The 18,892-nt window shown below is 70.4% G+C and carries 21 protein-coding genes; 9 read left to right on the forward strand and 12 right to left on the reverse strand.

Annotated features, from left to right (window positions below; translation table 11 throughout):
- Window positions 1-379: 379 nt before the first annotated feature.
- Both J2X26_RS04625 and J2X26_RS04630 read left to right on the forward strand, forming a co-directional pair.
- Complete coding sequence (locus J2X26_RS04625) at window positions 380-1,726, forward strand: hypothetical protein (protein WP_307490202.1); 1,347 nt, start codon at window positions 380-382, stop codon at window positions 1,724-1,726.
- Between the two features lie 565 nt (window positions 1,727-2,291).
- Entirely contained in the window at window positions 2,292-2,570 is a 279-nt protein-coding gene (locus J2X26_RS04630) for a hypothetical protein (protein ID WP_307490203.1), read from the forward strand.
- 241 nt (window positions 2,571-2,811) lie between these two features.
- On the opposite strand, the gene J2X26_RS04635 is transcribed toward J2X26_RS04630, so the two are convergent.
- On the reverse strand, window positions 2,812-3,789 hold the full coding sequence (locus tag J2X26_RS04635; protein WP_307490204.1) for a phosphotransferase enzyme family protein: 978 nt from the start codon (window positions 3,787-3,789) through the stop codon (window positions 2,812-2,814).
- A gap of 676 nt (window positions 3,790-4,465) precedes the next feature.
- Between J2X26_RS04635 and J2X26_RS04640 the strand changes: the two genes are divergently transcribed.
- Window positions 4,466-5,677, forward strand: coding sequence for a GNAT family N-acetyltransferase (locus J2X26_RS04640; protein WP_307490206.1), 1,212 nt, complete (start codon window positions 4,466-4,468; stop codon window positions 5,675-5,677).
- A 324-nt stretch (window positions 5,678-6,001) separates the two neighbouring features.
- Here J2X26_RS04640 and J2X26_RS04645 read toward each other — a convergent pair whose 3' ends face one another.
- From J2X26_RS04645 to J2X26_RS04660, 4 genes are all read right to left on the reverse strand, one after another.
- A complete protein-coding gene (locus J2X26_RS04645) occupies window positions 6,002-6,544 on the reverse strand; it encodes a GNAT family N-acetyltransferase (RefSeq protein WP_307490208.1) in 543 nt (180 codons plus the stop codon).
- A 154-nt stretch (window positions 6,545-6,698) separates the two neighbouring features.
- On the reverse strand, window positions 6,699-7,352 hold the full coding sequence (locus J2X26_RS04650; protein WP_307490711.1) for an HAD family hydrolase: 654 nt from the start codon (window positions 7,350-7,352) through the stop codon (window positions 6,699-6,701).
- A 197-nt stretch (window positions 7,353-7,549) separates the two neighbouring features.
- Window positions 7,550-7,915, reverse strand: a complete 366-nt coding sequence (locus tag J2X26_RS04655; RefSeq protein ID WP_307490209.1) for a hypothetical protein — start codon at window positions 7,913-7,915, stop codon at window positions 7,550-7,552.
- Window positions 7,916-8,004: 89 nt separating this feature from the next.
- The gene (locus tag J2X26_RS04660; protein ID WP_307490210.1) at window positions 8,005-9,003 is read right to left on the reverse strand and encodes a squalene cyclase; all 999 of its coding nucleotides are present in this window, start codon (window positions 9,001-9,003) and stop codon (window positions 8,005-8,007) included.
- 296 nt (window positions 9,004-9,299) lie between these two features.
- Between J2X26_RS04660 and J2X26_RS04665 the strand changes: the two genes are divergently transcribed.
- The gene (locus tag J2X26_RS04665) at window positions 9,300-9,800 is read left to right on the forward strand and encodes a hypothetical protein (protein WP_307490212.1); all 501 of its coding nucleotides are present in this window, start codon (window positions 9,300-9,302) and stop codon (window positions 9,798-9,800) included.
- A gap of 334 nt (window positions 9,801-10,134) precedes the next feature.
- Complete coding sequence (locus tag J2X26_RS04670; protein ID WP_307490213.1) at window positions 10,135-10,998, forward strand: hypothetical protein; 864 nt, start codon at window positions 10,135-10,137, stop codon at window positions 10,996-10,998.
- Between the two features lie 106 nt (window positions 10,999-11,104).
- On the opposite strand, the gene J2X26_RS04675 is transcribed toward J2X26_RS04670, so the two are convergent.
- Window positions 11,105-11,254: a hypothetical protein gene (locus J2X26_RS04675; protein WP_307490215.1), complete on the reverse strand. Its 150-nt coding sequence runs from the start codon at window positions 11,252-11,254 to the stop codon at window positions 11,105-11,107.
- An 83-nt stretch (window positions 11,255-11,337) separates the two neighbouring features.
- Here J2X26_RS04675 and J2X26_RS04680 point away from each other — a divergent pair, with 83 nt between their 5' ends.
- Together J2X26_RS04680 and J2X26_RS04685 are read left to right on the forward strand one after the other, a co-directional pair.
- Window positions 11,338-11,733 carry a Rid family detoxifying hydrolase gene (locus tag J2X26_RS04680; RefSeq protein WP_307490216.1) on the forward strand — a complete coding sequence of 132 codons (396 nt, stop codon included), beginning with the start codon at window positions 11,338-11,340 and terminating at the stop codon, window positions 11,731-11,733.
- 298 nt (window positions 11,734-12,031) lie between these two features.
- On the forward strand, window positions 12,032-12,535 hold the full coding sequence (locus J2X26_RS04685; RefSeq protein WP_307490218.1) for a GNAT family N-acetyltransferase: 504 nt from the start codon (window positions 12,032-12,034) through the stop codon (window positions 12,533-12,535).
- A 57-nt stretch (window positions 12,536-12,592) separates the two neighbouring features.
- On the opposite strand, the gene J2X26_RS04690 is transcribed toward J2X26_RS04685, so the two are convergent.
- A complete protein-coding gene (locus tag J2X26_RS04690; protein WP_307490219.1) occupies window positions 12,593-13,162 on the reverse strand; it encodes a hypothetical protein in 570 nt (189 codons plus the stop codon).
- 25 nt (window positions 13,163-13,187) lie between these two features.
- Entirely contained in the window at window positions 13,188-13,823 is a 636-nt protein-coding gene (locus tag J2X26_RS04695) for a DUF4126 domain-containing protein (RefSeq protein ID WP_307490221.1), read from the reverse strand.
- Between the two features lie 96 nt (window positions 13,824-13,919).
- On the opposite strand from J2X26_RS04695, the gene J2X26_RS04700 reads away from it, so the two are divergent.
- Entirely contained in the window at window positions 13,920-14,582 is a 663-nt protein-coding gene (locus J2X26_RS04700) for a Type 1 glutamine amidotransferase-like domain-containing protein (protein WP_307490222.1), read from the forward strand.
- Between the two features lie 52 nt (window positions 14,583-14,634).
- A complete protein-coding gene (locus J2X26_RS04705; RefSeq protein ID WP_307490223.1) occupies window positions 14,635-15,222 on the forward strand; it encodes a DinB family protein in 588 nt (195 codons plus the stop codon).
- A gap of 27 nt (window positions 15,223-15,249) precedes the next feature.
- On the opposite strand, the gene J2X26_RS04710 is transcribed toward J2X26_RS04705, so the two are convergent.
- The 4 genes from J2X26_RS04710 to J2X26_RS04725 all read right to left on the reverse strand — a co-directional run bounded on the left by J2X26_RS04710 (window position 15,250) and on the right by J2X26_RS04725 (window position 18,780).
- On the reverse strand, window positions 15,250-15,930 hold the full coding sequence (locus tag J2X26_RS04710) for a hypothetical protein (RefSeq protein ID WP_307490226.1): 681 nt from the start codon (window positions 15,928-15,930) through the stop codon (window positions 15,250-15,252).
- A 39-nt stretch (window positions 15,931-15,969) separates the two neighbouring features.
- Window positions 15,970-16,629, reverse strand: coding sequence for a class I SAM-dependent methyltransferase (locus J2X26_RS04715; RefSeq protein WP_307490228.1), 660 nt, complete (start codon window positions 16,627-16,629; stop codon window positions 15,970-15,972).
- A gap of 227 nt (window positions 16,630-16,856) precedes the next feature.
- Window positions 16,857-18,116 carry an MFS transporter gene (locus J2X26_RS04720; protein WP_307490230.1) on the reverse strand — a complete coding sequence of 420 codons (1,260 nt, stop codon included), beginning with the start codon at window positions 18,114-18,116 and terminating at the stop codon, window positions 16,857-16,859.
- Between the two features lies 1 nt (window position 18,117).
- A complete protein-coding gene (locus J2X26_RS04725; protein WP_307490231.1) occupies window positions 18,118-18,780 on the reverse strand; it encodes an ArsR/SmtB family transcription factor in 663 nt (220 codons plus the stop codon).
- Between the last annotated feature and the right edge of the window lie 112 nt (window positions 18,781-18,892).

Genomic DNA, 18,892 nt, shown 5'->3' on the forward strand with positions numbered 1-18,892 from the left:
GCTGATCGCTCGTACCGCCGAGGTTGCCGCCAAGACGCGGTACCGGCCGCGGCGTACCTTGCCCGCGAGACCGGAAAACCTTCCAGCCAGTCAAAGTACGACGCTCAGCGTCGGTCAACCTGTCGTGCATCTCGACATTTGCTGGAGCAGCTGTCGAGATTGTCGAGATGCTGCCTACGTCGAAGATCCGTGCACGAAGCACGAGATACGAAGTCCTAACAAACTGGCCGTTGCTGCGGTCGCGCGGAGTACCCGGCAGCCTTCTCAGCGCGACAGCTCCGCAGTAGGGTCCGTGTGTTGGAGCAGGACGGATCACCCGTTACTCCGCTGTTCGACGGGGCCCGCCATCCGGGTTGGATCATCATTGCGAGGACCCGCCGTGTCCGAACTTCTACGCAAGTCCGCTCCGATCCACGGCCTCCGCGCGTTCCGGGAGACGGATGACGCGGTCGAGGCGTCGCCCGAGTCGTCGGGCCGCGGCGTGGCAATGGCCGGATTGGCATTCGGCTCCCCGCGCGTCCCCGTCGTCCCGAAGCGGTCGGCGGGTCAGACGCTCTCCGCGCTTCGCAGGCGGGCCGCGGAATCGTCGCCGACGATTCGCCGGACCATCGACGATGCCGAGTATCCGGCCGATATCGACGTCATGACTGCCGCGAAGAAGTTGCGGGTTCGATTCCCCCGGCACGCTGGCGCGCTGACGATCAAGGTGGTGAGCGAATATTTGTCGTCGCCGCAGAAGATGACTCTGGACGACATCGAGGCCGACCTTGAGAAGCGCGCATCCAGTCCAGTGACCCCCACAGTGTCGAAGTCTCGCACCATGCCCAAGCCCGTCGAGCAGATCATCTCGAGTGCGCAGTCGGCGGCGTCGGAGTCCACTGCGGCATCCTCCGAGCCGGCCCTGGCGACCAAGCCGATCGTTCGGGTGGCCAACGGCTTGTATTCCGAGGTCGCAGTGTGGGTCGATGCGCTCTACCAGGCGCACTCCCCGAGTCAGGAGGACTTTGTCGAGGCGCTCACATTGCAGCAGTACGACGAGGGCGATCTCAATAACCCGAGGTTCGTCTATGCCCTGCAGCAGGCTGTGCGCGAGCACGTCGTCGATGCGATGTTCCTGAAGAAGACCGCGATCAAGGACGTCCCGGAGCAGGACGACCGCATGAAGGAATTTCCGGCCTACAAAGCCAGGTGGACGCTGCGGCACTACACCCCGAGCGGTAAGGCGAAGCTGCATGGCGACGAGAGCGATGCTGAGCCGGGATTCGCATCAGTCCGCTCAACCGTCTCCCTGGCCGTCGATCCGCCGGACAAGAGCGCGAAGAAGAAGAACGGCCACACCGGCGACAAGGACTGGAACAAATACGGCAACATCGGCAATACCTTCTTCGTGCTGTGTATCGACGGAGTCCTCGCCTCGGATCAGCAGTACCTGAAGAACTGCAAGTGGTTCGCGGAGTTCGATTTCGCGTCGATCCCGAACCTTTGGCTGTCCAGCGACTGGCTGGATGAGGGGGCGATCAAGGGCGACGCGTTGCGCGGGAGCGGCGAGCAAGTCAAGCGCCGACTCGTCGCGAGTCTCGCGAAGAAGAACATGCACGTCAGCATGTTCATCAGGGAGTTAGGCACTGCGTACAGCAACCTCGAGGTCAAGGTGCCGGGCGGGCGTCCAGCTGGGGCATGGCAAGGGCCGGTGAAGTACCCCTTCTCAGCGGCGTCGACAGACTGACTATGTTCCAACCAGATCCTGGTCCCACCATGCGAGTGCGCGTGCGCCGATCAGAGAGAGCCACCGAGGCGACTCACCTTCCGCGACATCAATGAGACCGGCCGCCGGTCCATGTATGACGCGCGGCCACGGGCAAGCCGCCGTGCATCTCGACACCCGCCGCCGCCACCACCGCCGCCGCCCCCAGTGGTGGCCGCCCCCGCGACAGGCCAGCCGGCACCCGCTGATTCCAGAAGTGCATCGCCGGCCACCCGGTGGCCGCGGCCGGAGCAACTAGGTTGGCGAGTCGGACTGCACGAAGGAGAGATGGATGGGCTGGGGAGCGTCGGTGTTTCCACTGTCCTTCTTTGACACCGTCGAGAGCTGGGACTGGCTCACGGGAGTCGTGGTCGGTCCGATGCCCGCGGTCCCACCAGCCGGGCGCCCAGCGCCGACGGTGCGTCACGTTCTTCGTGTTCTCCGTGACGCGGGCTGCCAGGGCGATGCGTGGTTCACCCTCGACGAGGGTGAGTCGTCCGCGATGTTCGAGGCCGAATCGGCTGACGAACCACGACCGGAGGTCGACATGGGTGGCGTGTCTCTCCACCTGCACGGCGCCAAGGTCCCCGAGGGCACTCCGGCGGAGATCCGCGCCGCCTACGAACGACCGTTGCCCGCCGACGGGCTTGTCGAGGCCATCTCCTTCTCCAAGCCGCACCCGCACGCCGTCCTGCGAGCGGCGTGCGCGATGTCCGCCGTGTGGGGGCCGGTCGTTGCCATGGAGGACTCCGGTTGCGAGTCGGTCGTCGTGAGCCCCAGCGACACCCTGGAGAGCATCTGCGCCCGCACCCCGTGGGCGACATGAACGGACCCGTGAACGCGATTCACCCACCAGGGCACCTGCGCGAGCGGGTGGACACGATGCGGCTCCGGACTCTGACCAGAGGCCGTGCGGCAGGGATGCGTGGCCCGGAACGGCGCTCAGCGTCGATCAACCTGTCGCGCATCTCGACAGCCGGGTTCTTTGACCAAGCGGCCTGGATAGTCTGACTACCCGATTCGTCCGGTCCTGTCGCCGAGGCGTCCGTTGTACGGCCAGGGAACCGCTAGGCAGAAGCCTCGGTTCCGGTTCCCGGGCGGGGCGGCATGGCGCGGGTCGCATCGAGCAGGTCTCGAAGGCTCGTGCGGGTGTGTGGATCCCCCAGCACCTCGCTGATCCGCGCGGTCGAGTCCGCGCGGTCGGGGGAGCGAGGGTTGGGCTGCAACCAGTCCGTGGCCGCCATCTCGGTGATGTGCCCCAGTGCGGCGATGAGCATCGAGAAGTGCCCAGGCCGGCCGACGTGCCCCGGCCCGCCGGCCTCCTGGTAGGCCCCGATCAGCGCGCGCGCTCGACCCGGGTCGGAGCGCCCGAACTCAAACAGCACGCACGCGAGCTCCTGGCTCGGATCTGCCGGTCCGCTGTTGTCCCAGTCGATGACGCACAGCCCACCGTCCGCCGTGGGCAGCACGTTGTCGGCCCACAGGTCGCGGTGGCACGCCTGCACAGCTTCGGGTGGCTCGATCCAGGACTCGAGCGCGACCAGCTCGTCGCGCAGAGCGGCGAGCCGACCCGCGAACGGTGCGCCGCCGTCCCGCACCTGCTCGACCACCTCGTCCCAGCGGCCAGCGCCGACGGGTTCGTGGTACCACGGGTGGAGCGGGCGGGGGTCGTCGATCTTCACGCCGTGGATACGGGCGACGACCGCGCCCACGAGCGCCGGGTCGAGACCGGTGTCCGGGGCTCCGAGGTCGACCCACTCGTACACCCTCACCCGTCGACCTCCCACGTCCGCGAACACGAACCCGTCAGTCGTGCGTCGGATCTGCGGCGTGGGCACGCCGGCGAGGTACGCCGCCTCCTGGAGCTCCGCCGACAGTCGCACCTCGTCCTCCTGCGACGGGGTGAACGGCGCCTTCACCGCCCAGCTGCCCTCCGTCGTGTCCAGCCGCCACACCACGCCCTGCTTGCCTCGCGCGACCGGGCCCTCGGACAGCCTCGCGCCACCGCCGAGGGCGAACTGTCGGGCGAGCTCGGGACCGTCCACGTACCTACTGCAGCACAGTCCCGTCCGGCAGCGTCACCCGACGTGCTGGCCGACTCGCATCTGACTGGTGGCCCGCCGCACCGTGCGGGCTCAGTCGTGGAGCCGCTCGGTCAAGGTGCACCGCACGAGCGCGACCAATCTGTCGCGCATCTCGACACTGGCCCATCGCCGACTACCGCCGCCTCTGATCACTACGTGAGCAACGTGCTGAGGCGCACCGGTCGTCGGTGCCTTCAGCTCGCGTGCTCAGAGGTCGGGGTGACCGGTGACCGGCATCCCTCTCCCGCGCTCGCCACACCAGGCCACGATGGACGTGCGTGCGGACCAGTCGTAGGGCTCGATGCTGTCGATAGCTCCGGCCACCCACCCGAGCGCGTCGTCGTCGGCGAGTACGTCGGCCGCGGCCTAGCGAGCGGTCGTAGGGCTGTCGGGCGAGGACGAGGACCCGGCACGTCACCGCGACGGGAATCCCGTCCGCGGCGAGCTCATGTGCGAGCGGGTGCATCATTTCCCGGCAGATCCGCCTGAGACAGATAGGTCGTCGCGGATCGCGCCCTCCGCACCACGCAAGGCCCACGGAACGGGCGGACCTCCGGTGCGGGCGCGCCGGCCCTCGTCGAGGCTACGTCCGAGAATCGGCTGGACCCGGCACCCGGAGAGGGCGAGGCTGCGGACCATGACGACGATGCCCGGCGGGCTCGAGCTCCGCACAGCCCGACCGTCCGACCTCGACCAGATCGGGACGCTGCTCGTCGAACGCGGCGAGGAGCCGGACGCGCTGGACCACCGGCTCGTCGTGGAGGGCGAGCTCGGCTGGGACGCGTGCGCCGTCGTCGTGGACGGCGACCGCGTGGTCTCGACCGCGACGCTGCTCGACGAGGCGGTCCGGGTCGGTGAGGTCGTGCTCCCGGCGGGTCAGGTCGAGCTGGTGGCCACCGACACCGGGTACGAGGGCCAGGGCCTGGTCCGTGCCCTGATGAGCTGGGCGCACGACCGCTCGCGCGACCGCGGGCACCTGCTCCAAGTCATGATCGGGATCCCGTACTTCTACCGGCTCTTCGGCTACGAGTACGCGATCGACATCCCCAGGGCACGAGCGTTGCGCGAGTCGCCGCGACCCGGGTCCGGGACCCGCGAACGTGCGGCGGGATCCCCCCTCCGCGAGGCGACGACGGCCGACATCCCGGCGCTCGTCGCGCTGCAGGAGGCGGCCCAGGCGCCGTACGACGTGGCGATGCCGCACCCGGAGGAGCGCTGGCGCTGGCTGCTCGCGCACGAGGGCAGCACGACCCGGGTCCTCGAGCGCGACGGTGTCGTCGTCGCGTCGGCGCGGACGGGCCCCCCGGACGAAGGGCTGCTCGTCGCGGAGGCGGCCGCGTCAGACACGGCGGCGGCGCACGACCTCCTCGACGCCTTGCGCGGGCTCGGCGAGCCGCTGACGATCGTGCACCGGCCGCTCACCACGCCGGGACGGGCCTGGGCGGACCTCCTCGAGCCCAGCGGGACCGACGCGACGCAGTACTACGCGCGGCTGGAGCGCCCCGAGCTGGTGCTGGACGCGCTGCGCCCGATGCTCACGGCGCGCCTGCGCGCCGCCGGGCTCGGCCGGGACGTCGTGATCTCGACGTTCGGCCGCCACTACCGGCTGCCGTGGACGCCGGACGCCGGCCTCGGCCCGGTGGAGGTCGGCGGCCCCATGCAGGCGCCCGGCGTCGCTCGGGGCGCGGGCGTGGCCCCGGACCACCTTCCGGCGCTGCTCCTCGGTCAGCTCGGCATCCACGGCCTCGCGCGCCTCTACCCGGACGTCTACGCACCCGACGCCGAGTTCTTCGGTGCCCTGTTCCCGCCGCTCACCGCCGACCTCCTCACCTACTACCTCCCCTGGTGACCCTGCGGCAACATCGCTCCTCGGTGGCACGGACCACGTCGGGGAGCTGGCCGCGCGCGAGCCCGCCAGGCGGACGCGGCGTACTTCGACCGAACACGCTCATCGCGAGGGACGCGGTCAAAGCAATGCGCTCGCAGCCGGGCAGTCTGTGCCGCATCCCGACACCCGTTCGACCTCTTCCGTGCGGCGTGCTGCATGCCTCTCAGAGGTGAGTGATCGTGATGGTCATCGTGCTGAACTCCCACAGGCTGCCCGACTCGAGCGGCACGGTGCCGGTGACGGTGGCAGGGGCGCTGCTTCCGATGGAGCTCTGGTCGGTACAGCTCAGCCGGTCGCTGCGGCTGGGGTCCACGTACCGACCCACTGCTCGGCGTTGTATGCCTCGAACCGCTCGACCTCGACAAACCCCAGCCTCCCTGCCAGGCGCATCGACGGCACGTTCGCGGTCTGGGTGATGAGTACGACGGCTTCACCGGGCAGTGCGCCAGCGAACCAGCTGAGTGCGGCTTCGCAGGCTTCGGTGGCGTATCGCCGTCCCCATGCCTCCGGGAGAAGGAGGTACCCCAGGTCCACGTGGCCGGCCGCCTGGCGAACCTCGTAGTCGACGTCCCGGCGTTCGAACTGAACGATCCCGACCATCGCTCCGTCGAGGTCGATCACGAAATGACCGGGTCGCCCGTGCGGAGCCGCTGGCAGCGCGCGTTCGACCGCCTCACGCGATCGTGATCCGCCTGTGTAGGTCCCGACCTCGGGTGATGCGTAGAGCTCGACGAATGCCGCGCGATCGCGCGCCTCCGGCGGGCGGAGCAGAAGTCGAGCCGTCTCGATCGGTCCGGGTGGCCACGTGACGCACCCAAGCTCTGCCATGCCCCGACAGTACGGACGCGGCCCTGACGGTGCCCGCGATCCCGTGCACACGGCGTAGTTCGACCGCGAGTTCAACGACCCTCACGCCCGGGGTGTGGGCGGCTGCGAGCTACGCGAAGGCTCGTCGAGCCGGCTGATGAGCATGCGCCGCTCGTCACGCCAAGCCGAGGACGACCCCTTTGAGCTCCGCCAGCGAGTGGATCCGATAGGTCGCCTGAGAGAAGTCCTGCGACCTCGTGAACGTGTTGTCGACGATGGCGCAGTCGATGCCGGCCGCCACGGCGGAGCGCAGTCCTCTCGACGAGTCTTCGACAACCAGCGCTTCGTGCTTCTCTGCCCCGAACCTCTGCAGCGCCGTGACGTACGGCTCCGGGTCCGGCTTGGCACGGGCGTAGTCGTCGCGAACGAGAACGAAGTCCATGTGTTGCCGGATGTGACGGCCTCGATGGATCAGCTCGAAGTCCTCACGCTTGGACGTGGTCACGATCGCCATGCGCACGTATGGGGACAGTTCCGCGAGAGCCTCGACCACACCGTCGATCTCGATCGGCTCGGTCCTCAGGTACTCCTGGTAGTAGCCGTCCCGGATCCGGCGCAGTCTGTCGATGGTGCCGTCGCTGATCCCAGCAGCCTTCGCTTGGACCCACGTCCCTGCGCCGCTAGCCATGTCGAGCAGGTACTGCTCTTTGTCCAGCCTCACTCCGATCTCGGCCAGCGCCCGCTCGCCGGCCGTGAAGTACCAGTGCTCGGTGTCGACCAGGACGCCGTCGTGGTCGAACAGGATGAACTTCTTCACGTCGGCGATCATCGCCACCTGCCGATCCTGTCGCCACCCCGTCGCTACCGGGAGCACCAGCACCAGCACTGGCTGACTGTCGGCCGATCCGGCAACGTGCATGGGGCGTCACCGGCAGGGCGGGGAGTGGTGACGCGCAGGTTCTCGCGCGATCGAGGTCATCGATCCTGATCACGGGCCGGACGTCGGCGCGACTTCGGTCCCCATGGTCAGGCTCGGCCGGGACCGGCGGGATGGGCGAGATCGTAGACGCGGGCGACCTTCAGCGGGACGACCATGCGCCACGCGTCCACGACGAGCTCGCGCGCCTCGGCCGGATCAAGCGCCGCGAGGTCGGCTTGCACCCAGTTGAACCGCAGGTCGGATTCCCCCGGTAGCTGGAACTTGCGGGGGTCGCTCGCCACGAGCGCTGCCCGCTCCTCCCTGGGGAAGGCGAAGCCCATGACTCGCTCGTCGAGAGAGAACGCGACGTAGACGATCTGCTTGACGCGGAACTTCAGCCGGCCGCGCACGTAGACCGGATAGGACCGCTCCAGCTCGGTGCCCAGCGATCGGACATCCTCAAGCACGGCCATGTCTCATGGTCACACCGCTCGGCGGGATCCGTGAGGGTCAGCCCGATGAAGACCACGAGGAGTCAGGCCACGGCCGGTTCACCGGCCCACTACCGCCCCGTCGCGCCTCCAGCGGTTCGAGCCGGATCCTGGTCCCACCAGTCGAGCGCGCGCGCTCCGATCAGAGTGAGCCACCGCGACGACTCACCCTCGGGGACGTCGACGTCGAACCACGTACGGCCGGGCAAGGGAGCGCCCTGCAGCCAGGTGCCGTCCGGCTGGCGCGCGGCGCGCACGACACTGACGGCATCGGCGAGACGCGGATCGGGAGGTGTCCCGTCGAGCAGCGCGGTGTCGCGGAAGTGATCGAGCGCCATGAGCGCGCTGTACCGGTGCCGGTTCGGGAACACGCACTGCGCAACGAAGTCACCGACGGGCGAACCCGTGGTCGCCCGGTACAGCAGGTGCCGACTGAGCAGGTACTCCTCGCCGGCGTGCCGGGCTGAGCGGACGCTGGTGTCGCCCGTGATTCGCTCGTACGCGAGCGTGCCGCGGAGTGCATTGAGGGTCGAGTGGAACGAGGAGCGTGTCGAACGGCCCTCCTCGGCCTCGCAGTTCCAGCCGCCGTCGGCGAGGCGATGGGCGGGGAACCACGCGGCAAGGGCGGAGACGTCGGCGCCGAGCCACGCCCCGGTCGCCAGCGTGTAGGAGTTGATGCAGACGTCGACCTCGCCACCCCAGTACGGCAGGTCGTCGTACTCCCAGCGACTGTTCGCCGCGAGCTTCTCGGCCGTCCCGGTCAGCACGGAGGCGTCGAGGCCCCACTCACGCAGGTCCTTGAGCGCCCAGGTCGTCGCGGTCCACGGCTGGCCCGGACGATCGGCTTCGGCACTCCCGAAGAACCCGGCGGGGAAGTACGCGCCACCTGCCCACTGACCGTCCACGTCCTGCTTCGAGAGCAGCTCGGCACCGAAGCCCTCCGTGGCGACCCGGGCCCGAGTCGCCTCCCAGGTCTCGGGCGGGGCGCCCGCCAGATCCCGCTCCACCTGCCAGCGGAGGGCGGGATCGGAGTCGAGCAGCCAGGTGAGCAGGCGCTGGTCCGTAGCCATCGCTCCACGCTAGCTGCGACCTCACGAGGAGGTCGGCGCTCCCGGTGACGGCCCATCCACGACCACCCTGGCCGGCGAGCTCACGGACTTCTCCCCCGACCTCGGAGCGCGGTGGCGATACGCTCGGAGGACGACAGCGGCAACAACCAGAGGGTTGGTCGCGTGGTCTGCGGATGTCCGGTGTCTCGCGGCGTCAACGCGGCGAGTCACGCAGAGCGTGCACTGTGCCGCCACCACCGCCTTGGGCGGTGACCGTCGGCGATGAAGCCGGCGACCATCCCGCGAGAGGAACCCTGATGAGTGCGTTGCGTTCTCGTGTCCTGCATTCGACCCTGGTCGCCGGTGCGACCTTTGTGCTCGCCGGCCTGGCGGTCCCCGCCAACGCGGCTCCCGAACGGGGCGACGACTTCGGCCCCATCCCGTTCGCCGCGGGCGAGGGGTGTGAGTTCCCGTTCGCTGTGTCCGGCACAGGTGGGCTGGTGAACACGCACACGAACGGTGAGGTGATCACCACGACGGGTCGCGGATCGGCGTTGACGTTCACGAACCCCGCCACCGGCGCGGTCTTCGCGACGCCGTCCACGGGCAGCAACCAACGGGTGACCCCGTTGCCGGACGGCACCGACCTGGTCGTGTCGACGGGCAACTTCGTCATCATCCTGTTCTCGACCGACCCTGGCGGGCCGTCCACCACGCTGCATCACGGCCGGGTGGTCTACATCGACGACAACGGCGAGTTCACGATCTTGTCGTCAGCCGGGTCCGAGACGGATGTGTGCGCCGCGCTGAGCTCGTAGCCGGCCAAGCCGGCAGGAGCCCGGTTGCCGTCCCCGCTCACGGGGAGGGCAGTCCGGGGCAGTTGGCGGGCTCTACGGTGGGTTCGTGATCGAGCGCGCCGACCTGATGGTCGGACCACGTGGCCGACGTCTGTGCCTGGAGATGGCGGCGGCCCTCGCTCGCGCAACAAGGACCCCAGAGGGGGACGAGTATCTCGGCGCTGCCCTGTTCTCGGCGTACCACCTCGATCCGGGTGCCGGCAGCGCTCGGGTGATCCTGCGAGCGTCAGCCGACGAACCGGACGAGGCGGATCCGTGCCCCACCCCCGCGGACGTCGCACGGCTCCTGAATGCCATGCCTCTGGACGGGCTCGACGCCGACGTCCTGCTCGTCGGGTTGCGGGCAGCGGTCGACAGTGCGCGGTACTGGCAGGAGCCTGACGGCGAGGACGTGCTCGCCGCCACCCCACAGGTGCGCGCCTCGCTCTCCCGGGTCGCCGGCTCGGTTGCTTCGTCTGTTTCGGCCGCGTGGTGGATGACCCCGATCGAGCGCACGACGCAGGCGAGCGTGGTCTTCGACGACCCTGCCTCGCCGGTGCAGCCCTCGGTCCAGGCTGCCTCCGTGATCCTGTCTCGCTGGCGGGACCGCACCATCGAGGAGGAGGCCAGGGCGCAGCGGGAGCGACCCGTTGACCCCGGTGCTGCCTGGAGCGGGACGTGGTGGTCCACGCCTCCACGCGAGCTGACGCGGACCTCGCGTCGCCTCGGCGCGCACGGGCCGGTCGGCCTGTGGTTGGTGGAGGACGGCTACAACTGGGACCGGGCGTCGGTGCGAGCGATCGACCCGCCGGCGGAGGCGAGCGTCTACGAGGTGGACGGGCCCGACGCGTGGTCCGAGCTGTGCCACCGCTTCCCGCTCGAGGTCACCGCGTCACGGCGTCACGACTGGTTCCGCACCACCGGTGCTGCCCACCGTTGGGTGATCCCTGACTGGGTCCGCGTGGCTGATGAGTTCGACGCCGTCCACGTGACCACAACCGGCTACCTCACGACTGCCGGTCGACCAGTTGCAGTCGAAGAAGACACCAGCTCCGTCCTGGCAGGCTGGAACCCGGACGAGACGTACTGGCTCACCGAACCCCCAGCCGCAACTGAGGCACACCAGCGATGGCAGCGCCTCGACGACGACACGTGGCAGGAAGACCCGCCCTTCAGGTGAGGGAGAGCGCCAACCGGGCCGTGTAAACCAGGCCAGGGCAACCGCGCCGCCCACGATGAGCCGGGTCCGGCGTCTGGCCATGGGACGAACGCGAGCAGGCTTCCGCTCAGCCCCCGACGACCGACGTGGCGAACAGGGCGTCGAACACCATCTGCGGGATGGGCGCGGCGGGGTCCACGACGAGCCCGGTGCCGTCACCGCGCGGGCTGCCGTCGACGTTGCCGCGTGCGAGAGGTGTGCGGGAGGGGGGCGTCATCGTGCAGTTCGTATCGGCCGATGAGCGGTTGAACTGGAGATCCCGGCCGGGGCGGGTGGGGCCGGCAGTGGTAGGCAGACCCTATGAACCGACAGGCCGTGCACACCGACCATGCCCCGGCAGCGCTGGGACCCTACAGCCAGGCGATCGTCGCGGGCGGGTTCGTCTTCGTCTCCGGCACCGCCGGGATCGACCCGGTGACCGGGGCCGTCGCCGACGGGATCGAGGCGCAGACGGAGCGTGCGCTGCGCAACATCGCGGCGACCTTGGAGGCGGCCGGGTCGTCGATGGAGCACCTGGTCAAGACGACGATCTTCTACGCGGACGTCGCCGACTTCGCCGCGCTCAACGCCGTCTACGCGCGCCACATGCCGACGCCGCCGCCGGCCCGGTCGGCGCCCGCGAACGTGGTCCTGCCCCGCGGTCTGCTCGTCTCGATCGAGGCGGTCGCTCTCGTTCCCGTCGTCCCCGAGGCCTGACCGTGGAGGTCCAGCTGAGCATGGTCGGGATGATCGTGCGGGACATGCCCACCGCGCTGCGCTTCGGATGTCACCCGAGCAGACGTTCGGGCCGTACGCCGCGATGGTCGACGACCCGGACGGGCACGTCGTCCTGCTGACCTCCGACGACGCCCTGCGCACGGCGACGTGATCGAGTAGGCCACCACCGCGTGGCGACAGCGCCCCGCCGACGCATATCCGCTTCGGCTCCGCGCCACCCGGTCCTACGCTGCGATGGGCGCCCGAGCTGGGCGCGCCTCGCGAGCCGGAGACGACGGTGCTGATCCGACCCGAACGCCCCGACGATGTCGACGCCATCGATCGGCTGACCATCGCCGCCTTCGAGCCGCAGTGGTTCAGCGACGGTTCCGAGGCGCCGATCGTCCGGTCGCTGCGGGCGTCCGGCGACTTGACGCTCTCGCTCGTGGCGGAGGACGAGGGCGACGTCATCGGGCACGTCGCGTTCTCGCCCGTGACGATCGATGGGTCGCACGACGGCTGGTTCGGGCTCGGGCCGATCTCCGTCCGGCTCGACCGGCAACGGCGGGGTGTCGGTCGGGCACTCGTGGCCGAGGGGCTGCGCCGGCTGCGGGACCGCGAGGCGCGCGGCTGTGCGCTGATCGGTGATCCGAACATCTACGGCCGGATGGGCTTCACGGCCAACGGCCTGCTGTCGCACCGAGGACTGGACCGGGTCGTCGTCCAGCACTTCACCTTCTCCGGCCCCTCGCCGAGCGGCGAGCTGCGGTTCGCGCCCGCGTTCGACGCCGCGGGTCGCTGAGCGCCGCTCGACCGGTCCACGCCGGTCGCGCCTCCGTCGGTCGGCAGCGCCTGCGGGTCAGGAGACCGGGGTGCCGCTCGGGCCGATCGGGAGCGGCTGCCCCGCGAGGAGCATCTGGCCGGCGGTGGCCTTGGCCTCGAAGACGTCCACATGCCACAGCGCCGCGAGCGCGGTGCCGTCGTCCCCCGTGTAACCGGCGTCCCAGAACGCCTCCAGCTGCAGCCCCGCGATGGTGTCGGGATCCGTCAGGTCGAGCGACGAGCCCGGCGCGACCGGCACGGGCTGCCCGTCGAGCAGCAGCTGCCCCGCCCGCCCCTTCGCCTCGAGGAGATCGACGTGCCACAGATCGGCGAGCGCGTCCGCGTCCTCCATGTAGTAGCCCGCACCCCAGAACGCGTCGGCCCGCTCCTGCGTGTACTCGTCCGCCCCCGCGAGGACGTCCGCCGCCGTCGGGTCGTCCGCCGGCGCCTGAGGCGCGGCGTCACCCGCGGTGACCTCAGCGGGCTGTCGGTCGTCGGTTGCGCCCGCGCATGCGCTCGCGACCGCCCCGACCGTGAGGGTCACGGCGATGACTCCCACGGCAGCCCTGCGGCGAGGGGAGCCGGTGGTGCTCGTGTGCGGCTTCATCGGTCCTCCGGGGAGCTCGTGGGCGTTACGGGACGTCGACCGCGGGTGGCGGTGGCGAGACCTCGTGCGACGTCTCGCCCGGCGACCGACCACGCCTGCGTCGGCGTCGTATCCGGAGCCACACGATCACGAGCCCGACCAGTGCGACCAGGACCAGCACCGGCGCCAGGATCGCAGCGAACGACAGCCCGACGCTCGTCGCGTCCTCGACGGTGCTCGCGACCGGCGCCCCGGCGCCGAGCGTCGCGACGTTGACGACGGGCCGCATGGTGGCCTTCGCGCCGTGCACGACGAGGGCCAGCACGATGCCGATGACGATCGGCACCCACTGGCCGGACTCGACGAACGCTTCGGGATCCGTCACGACGGCGGTCTGCGAGCTCGAGCCCGCACCGAACGCGATACCACCCGCGACGGGCCGCACGACGGTCTGCACGATGTCGTTGACGCTGTCGACGCCGGGGACCTTGTCGGCGACGATCTCGAGCGCCAGGAGCACGGCCAGCACGGCCAGGACCCAGCCGTTGGTGAGCCACTCCCACCCGGCGGGTGTGTCCATGAGGTCCGTCCACCGCGCGAGCGCGCCGATGACGAGCAGGGGGATGTACGCGTTGAGTCCGGCCGCGGTTGCCAGGCCGGTGCCGGTGAGCACCTCGAGCATGCGGCAAGCATCGCACCGCCCTGCATCTCGACACCGGCTCCGTGTTGACTAGCAGGAGCCGACGCACATCCATCTCCGCACGATCTCGGAGGCACCGTGAAGCTCTTGCTGACGTCTGGAGGCGTCACGAACCCCAGCATCCGGTCGGCGCTCGAGAAGCTTCTCGGTAAGCCGATCGGCGAGTGCGACGCGCTCATCGTCCCGACCGCGCAGTGGGGCCACCCGATGTGCGGACCGACATCGGTGCGCGGCCTGGTGGCCGCCGACCCCGACTTCCGGCACTTCTCCGGTCTGGGGTGGGCGTCGCTCGGCGTCCTCGAGCTCACCGCTCTGCCCACCATCGGTGCGGAGCGGTGGGTTCCGTGGGTGCAGGAGGCGGACGTTCTCCTGGTCGACGGCGGCGACGCGACGTACCTGTGTCACTGGATGCGGGAGTCCGGGCTGGCCGATCTGCTGCCGTCCCTGCCGGACACGGTCTGGGTCGGGGTGAGCGCCGGGAGCATGGTGATGACGCCCCGGATCGGGACGTCCTTCGTCGAGTGGCCGTCCGCGCCGGACGACCGCACCCTGGGCGTCGTCGACTTCGCGATCTTCCCGCACCTGGACGCCTTCCCGACCAACACCCTGGCGCACGCGCAACGGTGGGCCGCCGACATCGGCGTCCCGGCCTACGCCATCGACGAGCAGACGGCCATCGTGGTCGTCGACGGCACCACCGAGGTGGTCTCCGAGGGGCAGTGGACACGGTTCGAGGAGTGACCGGCGTCGAGGACGGTGGTGGAGCGCCGCCAGGAGTGTGACGCTGGCCCGCATGATCGACGACTTCGCCAAGGCGTACCTTCACGACGACATGCGAGAGGTTCGTCAGTCGCTGCTGGGCAAGCTGGACGGCGTCTCCGAGTACGACGCGCGACGTCCGCTGACGAGGACCGGGACCAACCTGCTCGGCCTGATCAAGCATCTGACCATGTCGGAGGCGTGGTACTTCGGGGCGGTCTTCGGTCGGCCGTTCCCCGACCCGCTGCCGCGGTACGACGATCCCGGCTACGCGAACCGCGACAGCCTGTGGGTGGAGGCGCACGAGTCGCGTGCCGCCATCGTCGACGGGTACGAGCGCGCGTGCCGGCACGCGGACGCCACGATCGAAGCGCTGTCGATCGACGCACCCGGCCACGTCCCCTGGTGGCCACGGCCGGACGTGAAGCTGTTCAACGTCCTGGTTCACCTCCTGGCGGAGACCAACCGCCATGCCGGCCACGCCGACATCCTGCGCGAGCAGCTGGACGGCGCCGTCGGCGCGGACCTGGCCAGGACGGTCGACGTCGACGACACCGGCTGGGCCGCCCACCGCGCGAGGATCGAGGCCGCGGCTCGGGCAGCGGCCGGTCTCGACTCCTGACCTGTCGACAGCTCGTCCGGCCGGCCGCTATGACGCCTCCGACGCACGGCCGGCCCGGTCCTCTCGCAGGAGACGCCGCGCGCGCTCCACCGGCTCGTCGGTGGCCAGCTCGTGCCTCGACTCGGGGTTCGTGGCGTACAGCTCCACCATCTCCTGGTACGGCAGCGCTGGGAGGGAGGCGTGAGGGATCGAGACAGCGTCAGCCTGGAGGACCTTGCGGCGTCCGCCGAGCAGCGGCAGCGTGCGACGTTGTCGCGCGGGGCGGCGGGTCTCGACGATGAGCTCCTGGGGAGTCGTGACCAGACCGCGCACGTCGTCCCACGGCACGAAGACGTCCGACCCGGCCCACAGCTGGTGGATGCCCTCCGCGGTGAGCGTCAGCGTGCCGTCGCCGGCCCGTCCGGTGGCGCGTGCCCAGCCCAGGTAGACGAAGAGAGCACCGACGACGAGGAAGAGGGCCGCCGCGTACGGTGCCGATCGAAGGTACGCGACACCGACAGCCAGCATGCCGAAGGCGAAGGCCCACGCCAGCACGGGAAGCAGCCGGTGCCCACGCTCGGGGTGGATCGCCAGTCCGCGGGTTCCGTCGGCCGACCCGACGGTCACCACCTCGTCGACGGCTCGCCGTCGCACCGAGAGAAGGACCGGCACGGCGCACACGAGCACCAGGGCCGCGATCGCCAGCACACCACCGACGGCACCTTCCACGCGACCACCCCTTCGTCCACTCGACCTTCGCCCAGCCGCTCAGACTCGTGCGACGAGGGCGTAGCGCTCGTCGGTGACCGGGCGGCCCCACAAGAGGTCGTCGTCGCTGAGCCGTTCCACCCGGAGAGCGGTCACGAGCGGACGCACCACGTCGGCGAGGTCTGCTGCTGCGACGCCGCCGCCCCAGGGAAGTGTGGGCGCCTCGTCGGTGTACGACGCGCCGTCGGGAGACGACCACCGGCCCTCCACCATGACGAGGGAGCCGCCGGGGCGCACCATCGACACCCACCGAGCGACAGCAGCCTGCGGGTCGGGGAGGGTCCACACCAGGTGGCGGGCCAGGACGACGTCCACGGCACGAGCTGGTGGTTCGGCGGCATCACCGACGAGGAACGTGGCCGTCAGGCCGGCGTCGGCCAGCTTGGCGCGAGCCAGCTGGATCATCCGCGGCGCGAGATCGACGCCGGTGACCCGGTGCCCTGCCTCGGCGAGAAGGACGGCGATCGATCCCGTGCCGCAGCCGAGGTCGAGCACGTCGCTCGGGGAGCCGGGGAGCCACGTCCTCAGTCGTGAGGCCCACGCAGCACGGACCCCCGCATCGCGCAGGCCGTGGTCAGGCTCGTCGTCGAACGTGTCCGCCGCGTCGTCCCAGAACCTCGCGATTCCATCGAGCTCGTCGGCGGGTGGCGTCGGACTCATCAGGTGAGTCTCTCTGCCCGTGCGGCTGTCCGCGCGGCGGGGACGGCCCTGTGCCCCATGCTCCGGAGCCGTTGAGCGTGTGACCCGGCCTAAGGACGGCCCGCGCTCGGGGCGGTCTCGCTCGTGGTCGCTGCCCAGCATCCGGAGGGCGTCTTCGTCCGGTGAGCCGGCTGGGCTGGTGAGGTGATGAGGGTCGCGGGCAGGTCGAGGTGTCGCACTGCGAGCGTTCACACGCTCAGAGCCCGAGACCGCCGCGTCCCGAGAAGAACGGGAATGAGCAGCAGGGAGAGCACACCGCCGGCCAGGGAGAGGGTGGCGTAGCTCGTGCCTGCCATGACGATGCCGGAGACCGCACCGCCGCCGGCCCCGCCGAGGGCGATGAGGACGTCGATCGAGCCCTGGGTCTTGGCGCGGTTGGCGGGGACGGTCGCGTCGACGACGAGTGCCGTGCCGGCGATCACGCCGAAGTTCCAGCCGAGCCCGAGCAGCGCCAGCGCCACGATGAGCCAGGGCATCGAGTCGGGCGGGGCGAACGCGGCGGTGAGGCCGGCGAGCAGGAGCGTCGCGGCAGCGGCCACGGCCATCGGGATGCGGCCGACCCGGTCGACGAGGCGGCCGGTGATCAACGAGGGCAGGTACATCGCTCCGACGTGGATGCCGATGACCACACCGATCGCGGACAGGTCGTGGTGGTGCGCACCCATGTGCACGGGCGTCATCGTCATGATGGCGACCATCGCGATCTGGGTCAGGACCATCACCGTCGCGCCGATCCTGGCGCCGGGCCCGGGTCGGGGTGCCGGGCGAGACGCGTCGATCTGCTCGCCGGGCTTGAGCTCGAGCTGCCGGGCGACGAGGAACGGGTCCGGCCGCAGCAGCGCGAACAGCACCGCGCCCGCTGTCAGGAAGGCGGCGCCCGCGAGCAGGAACGGGCCCGCGAGGGCAGGTAGGCCGAGCTCGACCGCGAACCTGCCGAGAGGTCCGACCAGGTTGGGGCCGGCGACCGCACCGAGCGTGGTGGACACCATCGCCACCGAGATCGCCGTGCCGCGCTGGGTGGGCGTGGCCAGGTCGGTGCCGGCGTAGCGGGCCTGCAGGTTCGTTGCGCTGCCGGCGCCGTAGACGAACAGCGACGCCAGCAGGAGCGGCACGCTCCCGGATGCGGCCGCGACGACGACGCCGAGCGCTCCGAGACCACCCGCGCCGAACCCGAAGGCCAGGCCGGCACGGCGGCCGAGGCGTTGGGTGATCCGCCCGATGAGGAACGCCGCCAGTGCCGCGCCGAGCGTGAAGAGGGCCGCCGGAAGGCCGGCGAGGGAGGCGTGGCCGAGCATCTGCTGGGCGAGCAGAGCACCGACGGTGATGCCGGCCGCCAGGCCGGCCCCGCCGAGCACCTGGCTGACGACCACGACGGTGAGGGTCCGCCGCTGGATCGCAGCGACGGCGGCCGCGTCGACTCCCCCGTTCTCAGCGGGGGGCGTGACCACGTCACGCGACGTCAAGGTCGACCGCCTTGCTGGCACGCCACTCGATGATGCCCTCGTCCATCGCGGCAGCGTCCCAGCCGCGCCCACGCAGCAGGCCGGCGGCCTCGCGGGCGAGCCGGCAGAACTCGCCCCGGCAGTAGACGACGACCGGCCGGTCGGTGGGCAGCTCGTGCGCACGGTCGGCGAGCTCGGCGAGCGGGATCGACACCGCGCCCGGGAAGTGACCGTCGGCGAACTCGGTGGCGGGTCGCACATCGACGACCGTCATGGCCGCGGTCACCGCGGCGGGGTCGACGGTGGGGATCTCCCGGAGGCCGGGTGCGTCGACGAGGTAGTCCTGGACGACGTGCCGGAGGTCGGGTGAGCGCAGGAGGCCCACGCGCTTGGCGGCGACGTACAGCTCGGCGACGTCGTCCCCCGCGAGGCGGTAGTGGATGGTCGTGCGCTCACGCCTCGTGCGCACGAGGCCGGCCTGCTTGAGCGTCTGCAGGTGCGCGGAGGTCGTCGTCAACGCCATCCCCGACATGCGGGCGAGCTCCTCGACCGAGTGCTCGCCCTGCCCGATCAGCTCGACCAGCTCGAGCCGCCGCCCGTTTGCGAGAGCCTTGACCAGCCGGGCCAGGGCGTCGAAGACGTCGACCTTCGTCGTACTCCCGAAATCCATGGAATAAAGATACGGCGGTCGTCAAGAGGCGGTGGAGCGCGGCTGCCTCCGACCGCGTGGTCCCATCTGTCCTGCATCTCGGGACAGGGGCGCCGTCCGGAGGGAGAGTGTC

It is taken from the genome of Cellulomonas humilata (genome assembly GCF_030814415.1).
GTDB classification, from domain to species: domain Bacteria; phylum Actinomycetota; class Actinomycetes; order Actinomycetales; family Cellulomonadaceae; genus Cellulomonas; species Cellulomonas humilata_A.

What these genes read in the sequence shown, in the direction of transcription:
- J2X26_RS04675 (WP_307490215.1), bottom strand. Translation starts at nt 11,254, where the DNA reads ATGACGCCCCCCTCCCGCACACCTCTCGCACGCGGCAACGTCGACGGC.
- J2X26_RS04705 (WP_307490223.1), top strand. Translation starts at nt 14,635, where the DNA reads ATGATCGACGACTTCGCCAAGGCGTACCTTCACGACGACATGCGAGAG.
- J2X26_RS04715 (WP_307490228.1), bottom strand. Translation starts at nt 16,629, where the DNA reads ATGAGTCCGACGCCACCCGCCGACGAGCTCGATGGAATCGCGAGGTTC.
- J2X26_RS04640 (WP_307490206.1), top strand. Translation starts at nt 4,466, where the DNA reads ATGACGACGATGCCCGGCGGGCTCGAGCTCCGCACAGCCCGACCGTCC.
- J2X26_RS04630 (WP_307490203.1), top strand. Translation starts at nt 2,292, where the DNA reads ATGGGTGGCGTGTCTCTCCACCTGCACGGCGCCAAGGTCCCCGAGGGC.
- J2X26_RS04665 (WP_307490212.1), top strand. Translation starts at nt 9,300, where the DNA reads ATGAGTGCGTTGCGTTCTCGTGTCCTGCATTCGACCCTGGTCGCCGGT.
- J2X26_RS04695 (WP_307490221.1), bottom strand. Translation starts at nt 13,823, where the DNA reads ATGCTCGAGGTGCTCACCGGCACCGGCCTGGCAACCGCGGCCGGACTC.
- J2X26_RS04660 (WP_307490210.1), bottom strand. Translation starts at nt 9,003, where the DNA reads ATGGCTACGGACCAGCGCCTGCTCACCTGGCTGCTCGACTCCGATCCC.
- J2X26_RS04680 (WP_307490216.1), top strand. Translation starts at nt 11,338, where the DNA reads ATGAACCGACAGGCCGTGCACACCGACCATGCCCCGGCAGCGCTGGGA.
- J2X26_RS04655 (WP_307490209.1), bottom strand. Translation starts at nt 7,915, where the DNA reads ATGGCCGTGCTTGAGGATGTCCGATCGCTGGGCACCGAGCTGGAGCGG.
- J2X26_RS04725 (WP_307490231.1), bottom strand. Translation starts at nt 18,780, where the DNA reads ATGGATTTCGGGAGTACGACGAAGGTCGACGTCTTCGACGCCCTGGCC.
- J2X26_RS04670 (WP_307490213.1), top strand. Translation starts at nt 10,135, where the DNA reads ATGCCTCTGGACGGGCTCGACGCCGACGTCCTGCTCGTCGGGTTGCGG.
- J2X26_RS04650 (WP_307490711.1), bottom strand. Translation starts at nt 7,352, where the DNA reads ATGATCGCCGACGTGAAGAAGTTCATCCTGTTCGACCACGACGGCGTC.
- J2X26_RS04645 (WP_307490208.1), bottom strand. Translation starts at nt 6,544, where the DNA reads ATGGCAGAGCTTGGGTGCGTCACGTGGCCACCCGGACCGATCGAGACG.
- J2X26_RS04690 (WP_307490219.1), bottom strand. Translation starts at nt 13,162, where the DNA reads ATGAAGCCGCACACGAGCACCACCGGCTCCCCTCGCCGCAGGGCTGCC.